Genomic DNA, 16,500 nt, shown 5'->3' on the forward strand with positions numbered 1-16,500 from the left:
GTAAAACAACGCACTGATTTAACGGGAAAAGATGGGTTTAGGGTGGCAAAACAGTGCTACTAACCTCGCAGCTTTGCAACAAGTTACTAACAAGACCGTGGATGGTAATATTTTGAAAGATAAGGGACATAAAAAAGCCCCGCGACAGGCGAGGCTTTATGTCTGAGAGTGAAGTGCCGGGCACTTCAGTCAGCAGCGGTTCGATCAGATAGCAGTTACGTTAACTGCAGCTGGGCCTTTCTGGCCGTCCTGAATTTCGAACTCAACGTTCTGGCCTTCAGCCAGAGTTTTGAAGCCGTTACCCTGGATTGCAGAGAAGTGTACGAACACGTCTTTGCTGCCGTCAGCAGGAGTAATGAAACCAAAACCTTTAGACTCGTTGAACCACTTAACTTGACCTTTAATCTTTGCCATTTTGCAAAATTCCTTAGAGTGTTTTCTTAGCCCGCAGGCATTAACTGAGATAAAACTGAGACATTACTGCATGAGGCACTAATATAAGGTTCGGCAGAGAAGCGGTATTCAACGACAACGTGTTTACTCAGGACTTCTTTACTGAAAATGCCACACATAAACAGAACTGTACCTCGTTTGACCCAAAACGTGTTATCACACACTATGTTTAATATGGCAAGCCATTTTTAAACATGTCTCGATCCGCCGCACAAATTCGAACAGTGCCTGTCAGGTTTTGCACAATTATGCGCATCGCGTACAGACAGCCCTGCTGCGTAACAAAGACCCAGCATTGCTTGCACAACCGCTGTAATCTAAGACTTTTTTAACATAGCTCATTCATTACGAACCGTCCAGCAACCAGGAAAAGAAATCTTTCCTCCTGATTGAGTTAGAACAATTTGTGAAAAGTTATGCTTAAATCATTGTAACGCGACCAAATTGTTTCAGAGAAAAAACACTGTTAAAAACCCGCTTCCATCTGTATTAAAATGCACCAGCGAATAAACAGCGTTATGCACCAAAATAATGAAATTTTTATGACTCTGCATCAAAAGAAGGCAAGCAAAACGTTTCGATAAAAATAAAACATTCCCAGGCGCGTTTACATCAAGAATATATGCAACAATTTATCGCTTCGTTTAGAAGGATAAATATTCACCAATTTTCAGTATCCTGAAAGAATGATTAACTGGTGCTAAATTATCGAGCGCGTCAGTTAACTCCTGCACAGGTTCATCTAAAGCTTCATCTGCCAGTTCAAACACGCCCCAGTGAATGGGAAACGCCAGAGGGCAACCCAACTGCTGCCACAATGCCACCGCTGATTGCGGATCCATATGATGAACAGCCATGAACCATCGTGGGGCATAGGCACCAATCGGCAACGCGGCGGCATCTATCTGGCCCAGGCGTTCAGGAATCAACAACAGCTCAGGCGAATAGCCGGTATCACCGCTGAACCAGAAACGGTGATGCCGTCCTTCCATCACCCAGCCGCACCATAAGGAACGATTGCGGTTCCATGGCGTGCGCATGCTCCAGTGCTGTGCCGGCACGGCGGTCAGCGTCATCCCCTGCCAGGTGAAACTCTGCCACCAGTCGAGTTCGACCACGCGTTTTGCTCCCCGGCGACGAAACCAGTCGGCCAGGCCCAACGGAACGAAACAACAGACGTCGGGAAAGCGCTTGAGGATTTTGCGAATGGTTGCGTCATCAAGATGATCGTAATGATTATGGGAGATGACAACCGCATCAAGCTGATGAAGTTGCTCGACAGACAGTACGGGAGGCGTTTTGCGCTGGGGTCCCAGGAAAGGCAGCGGAGAAGCACGTCGTGAAAACACCGGATCGGTAAGGATGATATTGCCGTCCAGCTGCAGCAACACGCTCGCGTGTCCGAGCCACCACACCCCATCTTCATGAGATTGCGCCAGCTCGACGGGTTGCCACCACTGGCGGATGAAATCGTCATAACCCAGCGCGGGCGGCTTCGGTAAACCGGCCTCTTTGCGCGCTTTACGCCAACGGTCAAGGTCACCGGGTTGATGTCCGACAGGAAGGGTATTACGAAAACCGTTCGGGGTATGATGTTTCAGGGAGGGGTCATACCAGGGATTTTTCCAGACCACAGCCACCTCCCAGGACAAAAAAGATTAACGCTCAGCCACCAGGCGGATAAAGTCGTCTTCGTCTTTGTTATCTTCAGCGACCGCGTCTTTCGGCGCGTCTTTCTCTTCCGGTTCGTTAGCCTCGCAAAGACGGCGTAGCAATGCATTCTGGCGTTTTTGCTGATCGAGCAGCGCTTCCAGCAGTTCGATCTGCTCATTTGTACGCGAACTGGCCCGATTCACGAAAAACCAGATGACCAGCCCCACAAGCAGAACCACCAAAGAAATCATCAGGGATGCCATATTCAGCAGCCCTGAATTCAGTAACTCACCCATTTCACCACCTCAATAAAAACGTCTATTTTACCACTGGCGTGAAGGAAGGAAATCACGTTGAGAAAAAATGTGTATTACCACGGAATAAATTTGTTGATTGCGCAAACGCCGCTAAAAAACTGTACATCCTGATCGCACATCACATTGATCGTCTGCGTCCATAACACCACGCACGCTATCAGTACGATAATCAGAATTACCCAGCGTATTTTTTTCACTCCACACTCCGTCTAAGGACCTGATGTAACGAGATTATCACGCTTATCTTAAACAAGGGCTAACTGCGCCTCCATCGCGGTTTTTAAGAATGCTGCACTTGTTTCATTGCGTAAACACGTTACGCTAGCATTACGATAACAACGATAAAAGAGGTAATAATGCGATTCATCATTCGAACAATTATTGCACTGGCCCTTGTCTGGATTGGCCTTCTGTTAACGGGCTATGGTGTGCTTGTGGGGAGCACAGAAAACGCAGCCGGGTTAGGCATTCAGTGTAAATACCTAACCGCACAAGGAATGAGCACCGCCCAGTATCTGCATACTGACAGCGGGATCATTGGCTTAACCCAATGTCCTGTACTGCGTAAAACATCCGTCGTGATTGATAACGGCTAATCAGCCAGGTTCATGGGACATAAAAAACGCCGCATCAGATGCGGCGTTTTTTCATTTCAGCAGGGATTAAAACGGGTAGTCGTGATAGCCCATCTGTTCAGAAATTTTACGTGCGGCAGTGTGCAGAATAGTCACATACTCATGCAGACGCTCTTCGGAGAAGCGTAAGGTTGGGAAAGAGATGCTTAAGCCCGCAATCACCACCCCAAAGCGGTCAAATACCGGGACGCCGATACAGCGCAGCCCCTCTTCCTGCTCTTCGTTATCTTCGCCATACCCTTGCTCGCGCACGCGGTCGAGCACCGTCAGCAGCGCTTCCGTACTGGTAATGGTTCGTTCCGTGCTGCGCTTGTATTCCACGCCTTCGAGGATCTGCTCCACTTCCTCGCGATCGCGCCACGCCAGCAGAACCTTACCAATCGCGGTACTGTAGAGCGGGTTGCGGCGCCCAATGCGCGAATACATGCGCAGATTGTACATGGAGTCGATTTTATGGATGTAAACGATGCTGTCTTCATCCAGCGCACCGAGATGAATGGTCTCTTTGGTCAGGCGAGAGATTTCACGCATCTGAATGTCCGCGCTGCGGATCAGGTCAACATTTTGTAGCGCACGCGCACCTAATTCAAACAGCTTCAGCGTCAGAGAATATTTTTCAGATTCGCCTTCCTGCGCAACGTAACCCAATGACTTCATGGTTTGCAAAAAGCGATAAACGGTGCTTTTTGACATCATCACGCGCTGTGACAGCTCTGTAATACCTATTTCACGCTCTTCTCCAAGCGCCTGTAAGATGCCAAACACCTTCAGCACGGAAGAAACAGAATCTGGTTGTTTATCCAAATCCGCAATAGCCATTTACCACCTCATAGCGAGTGTTTTATAAAAATCAGAACTGGTTTTTATTATAAGTTCCCGTCATGTCAGCTGCAATCAATCCGCGTTTACTTCGTTACAAATCTGCGACATATCGCGGCTGTAACAATGCTAAAATAGTTACCCTGAGAATAATTTCACGCTGAGCTTTTTACTCCTGATGGAAAAGAATCTTTCCGATGGCCTGCCATTACCCCAGCGGTATGGCGCAATAGCGACCATCATTATCGGTATCTCCATGGCCGTCCTTGACGGCGCGATTGCGAACGTTGCCCTGCCAACCATCGCCAGCGACCTGCATGCCTCACCCGCCAGTTCGATTTGGATTGTTAACGCCTACCAGATTGCGATTGTGGTTTCACTGCTCTCGTTCTCTTTCCTGGGCGATATGTTCGGCTATCGCCGGGTGTATCAGTGTGGCCTGGTGGTTTTCACGTTTACCTCCCTGTTCTGCGCCCTTTCAGATTCACTGCATACCCTGACGCTTGCGCGTATCGCGCAGGGTTTTGGCGGCGCGGCGTTGATGAGCGTAAACACGGCGCTGATCCGCTTGATTTATCCCCAGCGCCATCTGGGGCGCGGGATGGGGATAAACTCGTTTATTGTGGCCGTCTCTTCAGCCGCCGGGCCAACCATTGCGGCGGCGATCCTTTCCGTCGCGTCATGGCAATGGCTGTTCGCCATTAACGTGCCGCTGGGTATCGTCGCTATCTTCTTTGCCCTGCGCTTTCTTCCCGCTAACGGCCCCAAAAGCAGCATGCCGCGCTTCGACGTGGCGAGCGCGGTGATGAATGCCCTGACCTTCGGCCTGCTGATTACGGCGCTGAGCGGCTTTGCGCAGGGACAATCGCTGATGCTTACCGGCGCTGAGCTCATCGCCCTGCTGGCGATCGGCTTCTTCTTTGTTCGCCGCCAGCTCACCCTCCCCGCGCCTTTGCTGCCCGTTGATCTGCTGCGTATTCCTCTCTTTTCACTCTCCATTTGCACGTCCGTCTGCTCGTTTTGCGCCCAGATGCTGGCTCTGGTCTCTCTGCCCTTCTTTCTGCAGAGCGTGGTAGGCCGGTCAGAAGTGGAGACCGGACTGCTGCTCACCCCCTGGCCGCTGGCGACCATGGTGATGGCCCCGCTGGCAGGGTACTTAATTGAACGCGTTCACGCCGGTTTACTCGGGGCGCTGGGGCTGGCGGTAATGGCGACAGGCCTTTTCGCACTGGCATTGCTGCCTTCGTCGCCTTCCGATCTGGACATCATCTGGCGCATGATCCTCTGCGGCGCGGGGTTTGGGCTTTTCCAGTCCCCCAATAACCACACCATTATCACCTCAGCACCGCGCCATCGTAGCGGAGGGGCCAGCGGCATGTTGGGAACCGCGCGTCTGCTTGGGCAAAGCACCGGTGCAGCGCTGGTCGCCCTGATGTTTAACCTCGCAGGCCAGAACGGCAACCATGTTGCCCTCCTCACCGCCGGTGTACTTGCCACCCTCGCGGCTATCGTCAGCGGCCTGCGGGTGACCCAGCCCAGGGTTCAGGCATAAAAAAAGCCGGGCGGAGTGTTCTCCTGCCCGGCTTATTGTGTTTTGTTGCGTTACTTCAGGTATTCCCCACTGCGCAGCGCTTCAATACGTTTATCCAGCGGCGGGTGAGACATAAACAGCTCGCTCAGCGATTTGGATTTACCGTTAATGCAGAAGGCCATCATGCTGTTCGCTTCCTGCGGCTCGTAGGAGGTTTTCAGACGCTGCAGCGCGGCAATCATCTTCTCGCGACCAACCAGCTTCGCAGAACCGGCATCCGCGTGGAATTCACGGTGGCGGGAGAACCACATCGTGATGATGCTCGCCAGAATACCGAATACCAGTTCCAGCACCATCGACACGGCAAAATAGATCAGCGGGTTGCCGTTGCTCTCTTCGCCTTCGTCACGGTTGCCGCCCATGAAGCCAGCGGCAATCTGCGCCAGAATGCGGGAGATAAAGATCACGAAGGTGTTTACCACGCCCTGAATCAGGGTCATGGTCACCATGTCACCGTTTGCGATATGGCTGATTTCGTGGGCGATAACCGCTTCGGCTTCGTCACGGCTCATGTTCTGCAGCAGTCCGGTGCTAACAGCGACCAGTGACGCATCGCGGCGGGCACCCGTGGCGAACGCGTTGATGTCCGGAGCATGGTAAATGGCCACCTGCGGCATGGCGATCCCGGCCTGACGGGACTGCTGAGCCACCGTATTCATCAGCCACTGTTCCATATCGTTACGCGGCTGTTCAATAACCTCACCCCCTACCGATTTCAATGCCATCCACTTCGACATCAGCAGGGAGATGAACGAGCCACCAAAACCAAACAGCAGCGCCATAATCAACAGACCCTGAACGCTGCTCGACTGAATTCCTGTCAGGCTTAGCACGAGCCCGAAAACCACCATCACCGCCAGGTTGGTGAGCAGGAAGAGCGCGATTCGCATCATAATTTTCTTTTTACCTCAGTTTAACAAAACGCACTATGCGATTACCCACATCGTATGGGTATTGCGGCTATTTTCAAGCATCCGGCGGGCGTAAGTCACCAGAAAGACACAACTTTACACAATTGAAAATCTGGCTGACGGAAGGATGAAGAACAAAAAGAAACAGGCACAATCTCTTGTGCCTGTTGGGAGGTTATTTTGCCGGAGCGGGCTGTACGGCAGGTTTCTCTTTTTCCTGATTCGCCAGGTCGAGCGCGATATGCACCGTCTCGTCGAGATACGGATCCGGCTCCTGGTAATCTTTTGGCAGATCGTCCAGTTTCTTGAGCAGAGGTTTACCTTCACGCTTGAAGCGATCGTTGATACGCGCCAGGCGGGTTGCATCGTCTTCGTTGTTCTCTTTTTCACGTTGAGCGTAGTTCAGAGAAACGATATTCCGTTTATCTTTCAGGGCATTGAATCGGGCAATATCCTTCAGGATGTACTGGAACTCCGGATCTTTCGCGATGCGGTCGTTATGCGCCTTCAGCAGCTCAGGGCCAAATTGCGTCATATCACCCGCTTTCACGTAGGTCGCGGCATTGATGCTGTCCCACGGCAACGCGTTATCTTCAAACTTCTCGCCAGTTTCCGTCTCCTGGGTGCCTGTCGGCATGATGATGTCCGGCGTGACACCCTTACGCTGCGTACTGCCGCCGTTTACGCGGTAGAATTTCTGAATGGTGTACTGAACCGAGCCCAGTGCAGGCCATTCCGGACGCAGCATTTGATCGTAAATACGATTCAGAGATCGGTACTGCTGAACGGTGCCTTTACCGAAGGTTGGCTCACCGACGATCAGCGCGCGGCCGTAGTCCTGCATGGCAGCGGCGAAGATCTCAGATGCAGATGCACTGAAGCGGTCAACCAGAACCACCAGCGGGCCTTTGTAGTAGACCACACCGTCATTGTCCGCATCTTCTCGCACTTTACCGTTGTTATCGCGCACCTGAACCACCGGGCCAGATGGGATGAACAGGCCAGAGAGTGAAACCGCTTCCGTCAGCGCCCCGCCGCCGTTACTGCGCAGGTCGATGATGATGCTGCTGACGTTCTGCTTTTCAAGTTTCTGCAGCTGAACTTTCACGTCGTCAGTCAACCCGACGTAGAAGCCAGGAATATCCAGGACACCCACCTTCTCTTTACCCACGGTTTTCACCGACATTTTCACCGCGCGATCTTCCAGACGGATACGCTCACGGGTCAGGGTAACGATACGGGTTTTGGTGCCTTTTCCGGCTGGCAGAATTTCCAGACGAACCTTACTGCCCTTCGGACCTTTGATCAGCGCAACCACGTCATCAAGACGCCAGCCGATCACATCGACCATGTTCTGGCCGGTTTGTCCCACACCCACAATGCGATCGCCTACGCTAATGGCTTTGCTTTTGGATGCCGGACCACCCGCGACCATCGAATTGATCACCGTATAATCATCGTCCATCTGCAGCACCGCGCCGATACCTTCCAGAGACAGGCTCATTTCGGTATTAAACTGCTCGGTGTTGCGAGGTGAGAGATAGTTGGTGTGCGGATCGATTTCATGCGCAAAGGCCGTCATGGCCAGTGAGAAAACATCCTCACTGTTGGTCTGTGCCAGGCGACGAATGGCAAATTTGTAACGACGCGTCAGCGTGTCACGGATCTCTTTTTCGTCTTTGCCGGTGAGCTTAAGGCTCAGCTCGTCGTATTTCACTTTGCCGTCCCACAGCGCATTCAACTCGGCTTCATCTTTTGGCCAGGGCGCTTTGCTGCGGTCCAGATTGAAGGTGTCGTTGCCGGTGAAGTCCATCGGACGTTCCAGCACTTTCAGCGCGTACTGATAGCGTTCGAAGCGGCGCTTTTGCGACAGGTTGTAGAGATCGTAGAAGAGATCCAGCTTGCCTGAACGCAACTCGTCACCCACCTCGGATTTCCGCTTAGCGAACTGCTCGACATCGCTGGCGAGCAAAACGTTATGGCTGTAATCCAGCAAGTTCAGATAGCGGTCAAAGATTTTGGCCGAAAAGGCCTGATCGAGATCGAACTGACGATAGTGCGAACGGGTGAAACGTGAGGTCACGCGCTCGCTCACCGTCGCGTGCTGCATCTCTTCCTTGAGTACCGGAATTTGATCAACACGCGTGATATCGTCCACTGCAAAGGCGTGACCTGTTATAGCAAACAGGCCCGCCAGCGCGGTGAGCTTAAAAAAAGTGTTCATGCCAGGCTTGGCCTCCGTTTCAGAACAACAAGTGTTCTGCGCGTACAATCATTGACATACCAGAAGTCAGCTGTACACGAACGCCATCTTTGGTGATTTCCAGTACGGTGGCGTCCATAGCATTGTTACCCGCTTTTACCTTCAGTGCCTGACCCACGCTCAGGGCGTTGATGTCAGAAACCGGCGTATGGCGCGGCTCTTCACGAGGGGCACGCGGGGCTTTTGCTGCTGGTTTGTCTGCACGCGGTTTGCGATCGTTATTATCGTGACGACGCGGCGCAGGGCGTGGTTTACGCTCACGACGAGGCGCTTCTTCCTGGCCGTTTGCCGCGGCGGCTTCGCGTTTTTTCGCTTGCTGTTCTGCACGTTGTGCCTGAACGCGTGCTTTGGCTTCTTCCAGCTGCTTGCGCGCGTGCTCAACGTGCTGCTCGTCCAGCTCACCGCAAGGGTTGCCGTCGAGATCCACGCGGGTCGCGCCAGGTTTGATACCGTACAGGTAACGCCAGCTCGAAGTATAAAGACGTAAGGCGGAACGCAGCTGAGTTTTGCTGAGGTTCATTTCCCCTTCAACACGCGCCACCAGATCCTGAAAAATACCGACTTTCAGGGGACGAGCTTCGCCTTCCGCGCTGAAGCACTGCGGGAAACGCTCGGCCAGAAATGCGATAACTTCTTTACTGCTATTCAACTTAGGTTGATTTTCCATGAAATTTCCTGATTACAACGGACGTTGCCAACAAGCGCAGGCATGAACAGGCGTCATTATAATGACGCTATCAGTAAATGCTACGTTATCCGTTGATTATCCTGCGACGCTCGCAAAGAATTTTTGATAATCGGTTGCTGCGAGTACGTTTTCCAGATTCGCCACCAGCTCGCGCAGCCCCTGTTCGTCCTCGGTTGTAAAGCGACTGAAGACCGTACTGTCGATGTCCAGAACGCCAATAATCTGATTTTTGACCACCAGCGGCAGAACGATTTCAGAATTACTGGCAGCATCACAGGCAATGTGTCCGTCAAACGCATGAACGTCTTCCACACGCTGGACCTGATTCTCGGCCACCGCCGTGCCGCATACGCCACGCCCTACCGGAATACGCACGCAGGCCAGTTTGCCCTGGAACGGACCGAGCACCAGCGTTTCACCTTCCAGAAGGTAAAAGCCAGCCCAGTTCACGTCAGAGAGACGTTCAAACAGCAATGCGCTAGTATTTGCCAGAGTGGCTAAGAAGCTGGTCTCACCCGCCATCAATGCCTTAAAATCGCGGTTCAGATCCGCGTAGAATTCTGTTTTGTTCATTATTCAATCACTTAGTTGTCTTACAAAATTACCGCATAGCCTATTAAAATAAGCATTAAATGCGCTCATGCTCAAGATGAATCCGTTCATGAGTTATTATAACTTTCAACAATACTTATTTGTGCGCAGCTGATGGCCTTAAAAACAACCAAAATTACGCCGACAAGAAAGATAACTGTCCATACGGTAAGCGAAGCTTTGCCTCGTGCACATTATCAGCGTTGCCCCCAGTGCGATACGCTTTTTATGTTGCCGAAGATGAAATCGCACCAAAGTGCCTTCTGTCCCCGCTGTGACGCCAAAATTCGCGATGGCCGCGACTGGTCGTTGACCCGCCTCGCCGCCATGGCCGTCACCATGCTGCTGCTGATGCCCTTCGCCTGGAGTGAGCCGCTGCTAAAACTCTACCTGCTCGGCGTGCGCATTGACGCCAACGTGCTGCAGGGCATCTGGCAGATGACCCGTCAGGGCGATCCCATCACCGCCGCGATGGTGCTGTTCTGCACCGTCGGCGCACCCCTGGTGCTGGTTGCCGCCATTGCCTACCTCTGGTTTGGCAACATTCTTGGCATGAACCTTCGCCCGGTGCTGCTGATGCTGGATAAGCTCAAAGAGTGGGTCATGCTGGATATTTATCTGGTGGGCGTGGGGGTTGCGTCAATAAAGGTGCAGGACTACGCCTTTTTGCAGCCCGGCGTCGGACTCTTTGCCTTCATCTGTCTGGTATTGCTGAGCATCCTGACGCTGATCCACCTGAACGTTGAGCAACTCTGGGAGCGATTCTACCCTCAGCGCCCCGCCACGCGTCCCGATGAAAATCTGCGCGTCTGTCTGGGTTGCCACTATACCGGGTTGCCCGACACGCGCGGACGCTGCCCGCGGTGCCACATTCCGTTGAGACTGCGGCGCAATAACAGCCTGCAAAAATGCTGGGCGGCGCTGATCGCCTCCCTGGTGTTTCTGATCCCCGCCAATATGCTGCCGATTTCCATCATTTACGTGAATGGTGGACGTCAGGAGGATACTATCCTCTCCGGGATTATCTCCCTTGCGCACAGCAATGTCGGGGTGGCGGCGATCGTCTTTATTGCCAGTATCCTGGTTCCCTTTACCAAAGTGGTGGTGATGATTACCCTGCTCATCAGCATTCACTTAAAGTGTGAACAAGGTTTACGGACCCGCATTTTGCTTCTGCGATTCGTCACCTGGATTGGCCGCTGGTCAATGTTAGATCTGTTCGTGATTTCGCTGATGATGTCGCTCATCAATCGCGATCAGTTACTTGCTTTTACAATGGGACCCGCGGCTTTTTATTTCGGCTCTGCGGTGATATTGACTATTCTTGCTGTGGAATGGCTGGATAGCCGCTTACTTTGGGATGCACATGAGTCAGGAAACCCCCGCTTCGCCGACTGAAGCGAGAATTAAAACAAAACGCCGCATTTCGCCATTCTGGTTGCTGCCCGTCATCGCCCTGATGATTGCAGGCTGGCTTATCTGGACAAGCTATGAGGATCGCGGCAGTACCGTCACCATTGATTTCCAGACCGCCGACGGCATCGTCGCCGGGCGAACCCCCGTTCGCTTCCAGGGGGTTGAAGTGGGTACGGTTCAGGATATCTCCCTTGGAAAAGGGCTGAACAAGATTCAGGTGCGGGTCAGCATTAAATCTGACATGCAGGATGCCCTGCGCAGCGAAACGCAGTTCTGGCTGGTGACGCCAAAAGCCTCGCTGGCCGGTGTTTCCGGTCTGGATGCGCTCGTCGGCGGTAACTATATCGGCATGATGCCCGGCAAAGGCGAACCGCAGGATCACTTTGTTGCTCTGGATACGCAGCCCAAATACCGCCTCAATAACGGCGATTTGATGATTCATCTCCAGGCGCCGGACCTCGGTTCCTTGAACAGCGGCTCCCTGGTCTATTTCCGTAAGATCCCGGTTGGCCGCGTGTATGACTACGCGATTAACCCGAATAAACAGGGCGTCACGATTGATGTGCTGATCGAACGTCGCTTCACCAATCTGGTGAAAAAAGGCAGCCGCTTCTGGAACGTGTCCGGCGTGGATGCCGACCTCAGCCTGAGCGGTGCAAAAGTGAAGCTGGAGAGTCTGGCCGCACTGGTGAACGGCGCCATCGCCTTTGACTCCCCGGAAAACTCAAGCCCTGCCACCGCTGATGACACGTTCGGATTGTACGCTGATCTGGCGCACAGCCAGCGCGGCGTGATCGTCAAACTCGCCCTTCCCGATGCTAAAGGACTAAAAGCGGGTTCAACGCCACTGATGTATCAGGGTCTGCAGGTCGGCCAGCTCACCAAAATGACGCTCAACCCGGGCGGATCGGTCACCGGCGAAATGACGGTCGATCCGAGCGTGGTCGATCTCCTGCGCGAGAAAACGCGCATCGAAATGCGCAGTCCAAAGCTCTCTCTTAACGATGCCAGCCTCAGCACGCTGCTGACCGGCAATACCTTTGAGCTGATCCCCGGGGAAGGTCAGCCCAGCAATAGCTTCGTGATTGCCCCGGCGGATAAAGCCCTGCTGCAAAAGCCGGGCGTCGTGACGGTTACGCTCAATGCGCCAGAAAGCTATGGCATTGAAGCCGGTCAGCCGTTGATTTTACACGGCGTGCAGGTGGGACAGGTGCTGGAGCGCAAGCTCTCCGCGGATGGGGTGCAATTCTCCGTTGCCATCGACCCGCAATACAGACACCTGGTACATGGCGACAGTAAATTCGTGGTGAACAGTCGCGTCGACGTGAAGGTAGGACTGGACGGCGTGGAGTTTCTCGGCGCCAGCGCCAGCGAATGGGTGAACGGCGGCATCCGTATTTTGCCGGGGGATAAAGGTCCCGTGCGCGACAGCTACCCGCTGTATGCCAACCTTGAGAAAGCGATTGAAAACAGCCTGAGCGATCTTCCTACCACCACGCTGACGTTAAGCGCCGAGACCCTGCCGGACGTTCAGGCGGGCTCCGTGGTGCTGTATCGCAAGTTTGAGGTCGGGGAAGTGATCGCCGTTCGCCCGCGTGCCGACGCCTTTGATATCGAACTGCACATCAAGCCGGAGTACCGCAAGCTGCTGACGCCGAACAGCGTCTTCTGGGCTGAAGGCGGCGCGAAAGTGCAGCTGAACGGTAATGGACTGACCGTACAGGCCTCTCCGCTGTCACGCGCGCTGCGCGGGGCGATTAGCTTCGATAACCTCAGCGGAGCGGGCGCGAACCTGCGTAAAGGCGATAAGCGAATTCTCTTCCCGTCCGAGACCGCCGCACGCGCCGTGGGCGGGCAGATTACCCTGCACGCGTTTGATGCCGGTAAGCTGGCGGAAGGCATGCCCATCCGCTACCTGGGCATTGATATCGGGCAGATCCAGAAGCTGACGCTGATCACCTCGCGTAACGAGGTGCAGGCTACCGCCGTGCTCTACCCGGAATATGTGCAGACCTTTGCGCGCGCGGGTTCGCGCTTCTCGGTGGTGACACCGCAGATCTCGGCCGCAGGCGTTGAGCATCTCGACACCATTTTGCAGCCGTACATCAACGTTGAGCCCGGCCAGGGCAATGCCCGTCGTGATTTCGAGCTGCAGGAAGCCACGATCACCGACTCGCGCTACCTTGGCGGCCTGAGCATCGTGGTGGAAGTGCCGGAAGCCGGCTCGCTGAGCATCGGCACGCCGGTCCTGTTCCGCGGCATTGAGGTCGGTACGGTCACGGGCCTGACGCTCGGAACCCTCTCCGACCGCGTGATGGTGGCGCTACGCATCAGCGAACGCTACCAGCACCTGGTGCGTAATAACTCGGTGTTCTGGCTGGCATCCGGCTACTCGCTGGACTTCGGCCTGACGGGAGGCGTGGTGAAAACCGGGACCTTCAACCAGTTCATTCGCGGCGGTATTGCCTTTGCCACACCGCCGGGGACGCCGCTGGCGCCGAAAGCGCAGCCGGGTAAACATTTCCTGCTGCTCGAAAGCGAACCGAAAGAGTGGCGCGAATGGGGAACCGCCCTGCCGCGTTAATCTCCAAGGCTCCGGTGTCAACGCACCGGAGCCTTTATGTTACACTGCGCACCTGAACTTTTCCCTGTGGTGTGCCCGTGGCTCAAAACTCCGTATTTCTTCCTGAACAATTCCTGGCGCAGATGCGCGAGGCGCTTCCTTCTCACCTGTCGTTAGACGATTTTATCGCCGCCTGCCAGCGTCCGTTACGCCGCAGTATTCGCGTCAACACGCTGAAAATCAGCGTCGAGGATTTTCTGGCGCTGGTCGCGCCCTACAGCTGGCAGCTTACGCCGGTACCGTGGTGCGCTGAGGGGTTCTGGATCGAGCGCGATGACGAAGACGCCGTGCCGCTGGGAAGCACCGCTGAACATCTGAGCGGCCTGTTCTATATCCAGGAAGCCAGCTCGATGCTGCCGGTGGCAGCCCTGTTCGCCGATGGCAATGCGCCCGAGCGCGTGATGGATGTGGCCGCGGCGCCCGGCTCAAAAACCACGCAGATTGCCGCCCGTATGGGTAACCGGGGCGCGATCCTCGCCAACGAGTTTTCCGCCAGCCGCGTGAAGGTATTGCATGCCAACATCAGCCGCTGCGGTATTCATAACGTTGCCCTGACGCACTTCGACGGCCGCGTGTTTGGCGCTGCCCTGCCGGAAGCCTTCGACGCCATTCTGCTGGACGCTCCCTGCTCCGGCGAAGGGGTGGTGCGTAAAGATCCCGATGCGTTAAAGAACTGGTCCGTGGAAAGCAACCTTGAGATCGCCGCCACGCAGCGGGAGCTGATCGAGAGCGCATTCCATGCCCTTCGCCCAGGCGGCACGCTGGTCTATTCAACGTGCACCTTAAACCGCGATGAAAACGAAGACGTCTGCCTGTGGCTGAAAGCGCAATACCCGGATGCGGTCGAATTCCTGCCGCTTAACGATCTGTTTGTCTCAGCACAGGAGGCGATTACGCCGGAGGGTTTCCTCCACGTATTCCCGCAGATTTACGACTGCGAAGGCTTCTTTGTGGCACGTCTGCGTAAAACGCAGACGGTTGCTCCCCTGCCCGCCCCCAAATTCAAGGTCGGCAACTTCCCGTTTGCCCCCCTCAAAGGTCGCGATGCAGCACAGCTTGTCGCCGCCGCCGAAAAAATTGGCCTGGTCTGGGATGAGAGCCTGCACCTCTGGATCCGTGATAAAGAGGTATGGCTGTTCCCGGCTGAGATCGAGCCGCTCATCGGAAAGGTCCGTTTTTCCCGAATCGGGATCCGCCTGGCGGAAGTGCATAATAAAGGCTATCGCTGGCAGCATGAGGCCGTCATCGCCCTTGCCGGGCATGAGAATGCCTTTGCCCTGACGCATCAGGAAGCCGAAGAGTGGTACCGTGGTCGCGATGTCTATCCTGACAGCACGCCATCAGGCGATGAAGTGATCGTGACGTATCAGGGATACCCGCTCGGGCTGGCAAAAAAAGTCGGTTCACGACTGAAAAACAGCTATCCGCGCGAGCTGGTCCGGGATGGACGACTGTTTACCGGTAACGATCGCACGGCCTGAAAAAAGCGCATTTTTTTACTGGCGATTTTGCTCTCCTTGTCTACGATCAAAAATGGGTGGCCGCACTGGTCATACCAGATTTTGACAACCGACCCGGAGAGAACTATGACGAAAACCAGCGTGCGTATTGGCGCTTTTGAGATCGACGACGCAGAACTGCGCGGCGAAGCGCAAGGCGATCGAACGTTAAGTATTCCCTGCAAATCCGACCCGGATTTGTGCATGCAGCTCGATGCATGGGATGCAGACACCAGCGTCCCGGCAATACTTGATGGCGAACATTCTGTTCTTTACCGTGAGCATTACGATAGTAAAACCGATGCCTGGGTCATGCGTCTTGCCTGACCTAAAGAGAACCCGCCCGAAGGCGGGTTATTTATTACTGCAGCTGCGCCAGCGTAAAGTAACCGTCAAATACGGCGCCCGTATCAATGTAGTGGAGATTGTCAAAATCATACCTTCTGTCGACGGGCGTATGTCCGAACCAGAAATGATCCGCACCGCTGATGCCCTGCCCTTTACCCACCATAAACCCCGTCAACCGATCGCGATCCCATAAAACGCGCTGGGCGCTCACCGGTTTTTGCCAGCGGTATTCCGCTGCCGGATAATCCGCATGGGCAATCACGTTCAGACCGTTCGCACAGGTTATCTCGATGATATGCGGTAAATCGTGACAGGCCTCGAGCAACGATAGCGCAAGCTGTTGCTGGTCCCGTTCAAGTTGCCTGAACCATATTCCGCCATTCATTGTCCAGAGTGAAAAATCGTTATTATCCAGACTGTCGAGCGCCATTTGCTCATGGTTGCCCCGGACGGCACGAAACCATTTTTCATTGATAAGTTGTAATGATTTAACGCTGTCCGGACCGCGATCGATCATATCCCCAACGGAAATAAGCAAATCCTCATACGGATTAAAATGACGGCGTTTAAGCTCATCCATAAGCCGCTGATAACAGCCATGTATATCGCTGACAACCCAGACGTGACGCCACTTTCGACCATCTATTCGCTCATACATAGAACCTCCCACAAGAGAGTGTAGCTGCAGCTAGC

16 protein-coding genes and 1 pseudogene are annotated in these 16,500 nt (G+C 54.2%); 6 read left to right on the forward strand and 11 right to left on the reverse strand.

What is annotated here, in order from left to right; genetic code table 11:
• Window positions 1-204: 204 nt before the first annotated feature.
• The 5 genes and pseudogenes from cspE to mgrB form a co-directional block, all read right to left on the reverse strand.
• Window positions 205-414 (reverse strand): transcription antiterminator/RNA stability regulator CspE, encoded by a 210-nt coding sequence (gene cspE, locus ACOTXF_RS01200; protein ID WP_001062678.1) that lies wholly within the window; start codon window positions 412-414, stop codon window positions 205-207.
• Window positions 415-427: 13 nt separating this feature from the next.
• A pseudogene (locus ACOTXF_RS01205) lies at window positions 428-572 on the reverse strand (DUF2627 domain-containing protein).
• A 525-nt stretch (window positions 573-1,097) separates the two neighbouring features.
• Window positions 1,098-2,087 (reverse strand): MBL fold metallo-hydrolase, encoded by a 990-nt coding sequence (locus ACOTXF_RS01210; protein ID WP_074172801.1) that lies wholly within the window; start codon window positions 2,085-2,087, stop codon window positions 1,098-1,100.
• A 24-nt stretch (window positions 2,088-2,111) separates the two neighbouring features.
• Entirely contained in the window at window positions 2,112-2,402 is a 291-nt protein-coding gene (locus tag ACOTXF_RS01215) for a YebO family protein (RefSeq protein WP_008500484.1), read from the reverse strand.
• Window positions 2,403-2,476: 74 nt separating this feature from the next.
• Window positions 2,477-2,620, reverse strand: coding sequence for a PhoP/PhoQ regulator MgrB (mgrB, locus tag ACOTXF_RS01220; protein WP_006175995.1), 144 nt, complete (start codon window positions 2,618-2,620; stop codon window positions 2,477-2,479).
• A 159-nt stretch (window positions 2,621-2,779) separates the two neighbouring features.
• Between mgrB and ACOTXF_RS01225 the strand changes: the two genes are divergently transcribed.
• Window positions 2,780-3,019 (forward strand): YobH family protein, encoded by a 240-nt coding sequence (locus tag ACOTXF_RS01225; protein WP_008500483.1) that lies wholly within the window; start codon window positions 2,780-2,782, stop codon window positions 3,017-3,019.
• A gap of 66 nt (window positions 3,020-3,085) precedes the next feature.
• Here the strand turns inward: ACOTXF_RS01225 and kdgR are convergent, their stop codons facing one another.
• Complete coding sequence (kdgR, locus tag ACOTXF_RS01230) at window positions 3,086-3,877, reverse strand: DNA-binding transcriptional regulator KdgR (protein ID WP_008500482.1); 792 nt, start codon at window positions 3,875-3,877, stop codon at window positions 3,086-3,088.
• A 178-nt stretch (window positions 3,878-4,055) separates the two neighbouring features.
• Between kdgR and ACOTXF_RS01235 the strand changes: the two genes are divergently transcribed.
• Window positions 4,056-5,429: an MFS transporter gene (locus ACOTXF_RS01235; protein WP_023293945.1), complete on the forward strand. Its 1,374-nt coding sequence runs from the start codon at window positions 4,056-4,058 to the stop codon at window positions 5,427-5,429.
• A gap of 50 nt (window positions 5,430-5,479) precedes the next feature.
• Here ACOTXF_RS01235 and htpX read toward each other — a convergent pair whose 3' ends face one another.
• The 4 genes from htpX to ACOTXF_RS01255 form a co-directional block, all read right to left on the reverse strand.
• On the reverse strand, window positions 5,480-6,361 hold the full coding sequence (htpX, locus tag ACOTXF_RS01240) for a protease HtpX (protein ID WP_014884290.1): 882 nt from the start codon (window positions 6,359-6,361) through the stop codon (window positions 5,480-5,482).
• Between the two features lie 193 nt (window positions 6,362-6,554).
• Window positions 6,555-8,603, reverse strand: coding sequence for a carboxy terminal-processing peptidase (prc, locus tag ACOTXF_RS01245; RefSeq protein ID WP_047747393.1), 2,049 nt, complete (start codon window positions 8,601-8,603; stop codon window positions 6,555-6,557).
• 19 nt (window positions 8,604-8,622) lie between these two features.
• Entirely contained in the window at window positions 8,623-9,309 is a 687-nt protein-coding gene (gene proQ, locus ACOTXF_RS01250; protein WP_014884292.1) for an RNA chaperone ProQ, read from the reverse strand.
• Window positions 9,310-9,405: 96 nt separating this feature from the next.
• Window positions 9,406-9,903 carry a GAF domain-containing protein gene (locus ACOTXF_RS01255; protein WP_008500476.1) on the reverse strand — a complete coding sequence of 166 codons (498 nt, stop codon included), beginning with the start codon at window positions 9,901-9,903 and terminating at the stop codon, window positions 9,406-9,408.
• Window positions 9,904-10,035: 132 nt separating this feature from the next.
• On the opposite strand from ACOTXF_RS01255, the gene yebS reads away from it, so the two are divergent.
• The 4 genes from yebS to ACOTXF_RS01275 all read left to right on the forward strand — a co-directional run bounded on the left by yebS (window position 10,036) and on the right by ACOTXF_RS01275 (window position 15,786).
• Window positions 10,036-11,319 carry a membrane integrity lipid transport subunit YebS gene (gene yebS / locus ACOTXF_RS01260; protein WP_021240425.1) on the forward strand — a complete coding sequence of 428 codons (1,284 nt, stop codon included), beginning with the start codon at window positions 10,036-10,038 and terminating at the stop codon, window positions 11,317-11,319.
• On the forward strand, window positions 11,288-13,921 hold the full coding sequence (locus ACOTXF_RS01265) for a PqiB family protein (RefSeq protein WP_232926580.1): 2,634 nt from the start codon (window positions 11,288-11,290) through the stop codon (window positions 13,919-13,921). The genes yebS and ACOTXF_RS01265 overlap by 32 nt, the downstream gene beginning before the upstream one ends.
• Before the next feature lie 77 nt (window positions 13,922-13,998).
• Complete coding sequence (gene rsmF / locus ACOTXF_RS01270) at window positions 13,999-15,441, forward strand: 16S rRNA (cytosine(1407)-C(5))-methyltransferase RsmF (RefSeq protein ID WP_150319309.1); 1,443 nt, start codon at window positions 13,999-14,001, stop codon at window positions 15,439-15,441.
• Window positions 15,442-15,546: 105 nt separating this feature from the next.
• Entirely contained in the window at window positions 15,547-15,786 is a 240-nt protein-coding gene (locus ACOTXF_RS01275; protein WP_008500472.1) for a YebV family protein, read from the forward strand.
• Window positions 15,787-15,820: 34 nt separating this feature from the next.
• On the opposite strand, the gene pphA is transcribed toward ACOTXF_RS01275, so the two are convergent.
• Entirely contained in the window at window positions 15,821-16,465 is a 645-nt protein-coding gene (pphA, locus tag ACOTXF_RS01280) for a protein-serine/threonine phosphatase (RefSeq protein ID WP_023344417.1), read from the reverse strand.
• Between the last annotated feature and the right edge of the window lie 35 nt (window positions 16,466-16,500).

Source organism: Enterobacter cloacae complex sp. IR53041 (assembly GCF_049238285.1).
Classification (GTDB): domain Bacteria; phylum Pseudomonadota; class Gammaproteobacteria; order Enterobacterales; family Enterobacteriaceae; genus Enterobacter; species Enterobacter roggenkampii.

What these genes read in the sequence shown, in the direction of transcription:
- cspE (WP_001062678.1), bottom strand. Translation starts at nt 414, where the DNA reads ATGGCAAAGATTAAAGGTCAAGTTAAGTGGTTCAACGAGTCTAAAGGT.
- ACOTXF_RS01215 (WP_008500484.1), bottom strand. Translation starts at nt 2,402, where the DNA reads ATGGGTGAGTTACTGAATTCAGGGCTGCTGAATATGGCATCCCTGATG.
- ACOTXF_RS01225 (WP_008500483.1), top strand. Translation starts at nt 2,780, where the DNA reads ATGCGATTCATCATTCGAACAATTATTGCACTGGCCCTTGTCTGGATT.
- kdgR (WP_008500482.1), bottom strand. Translation starts at nt 3,877, where the DNA reads ATGGCTATTGCGGATTTGGATAAACAACCAGATTCTGTTTCTTCCGTG.
- ACOTXF_RS01235 (WP_023293945.1), top strand. Translation starts at nt 4,056, where the DNA reads ATGGAAAAGAATCTTTCCGATGGCCTGCCATTACCCCAGCGGTATGGC.
- htpX (WP_014884290.1), bottom strand. Translation starts at nt 6,361, where the DNA reads ATGATGCGAATCGCGCTCTTCCTGCTCACCAACCTGGCGGTGATGGTG.
- prc (WP_047747393.1), bottom strand. Translation starts at nt 8,603, where the DNA reads ATGAACACTTTTTTTAAGCTCACCGCGCTGGCGGGCCTGTTTGCTATA.
- proQ (WP_014884292.1), bottom strand. Translation starts at nt 9,309, where the DNA reads ATGGAAAATCAACCTAAGTTGAATAGCAGTAAAGAAGTTATCGCATTT.
- ACOTXF_RS01255 (WP_008500476.1), bottom strand. Translation starts at nt 9,903, where the DNA reads ATGAACAAAACAGAATTCTACGCGGATCTGAACCGCGATTTTAAGGCA.
- yebS (WP_021240425.1), top strand. Translation starts at nt 10,036, where the DNA reads ATGGCCTTAAAAACAACCAAAATTACGCCGACAAGAAAGATAACTGTC.
- ACOTXF_RS01265 (WP_232926580.1), top strand. Translation starts at nt 11,288, where the DNA reads ATGAGTCAGGAAACCCCCGCTTCGCCGACTGAAGCGAGAATTAAAACA.
- ACOTXF_RS01275 (WP_008500472.1), top strand. Translation starts at nt 15,547, where the DNA reads ATGACGAAAACCAGCGTGCGTATTGGCGCTTTTGAGATCGACGACGCA.
- pphA (WP_023344417.1), bottom strand. Translation starts at nt 16,465, where the DNA reads ATGTATGAGCGAATAGATGGTCGAAAGTGGCGTCACGTCTGGGTTGTC.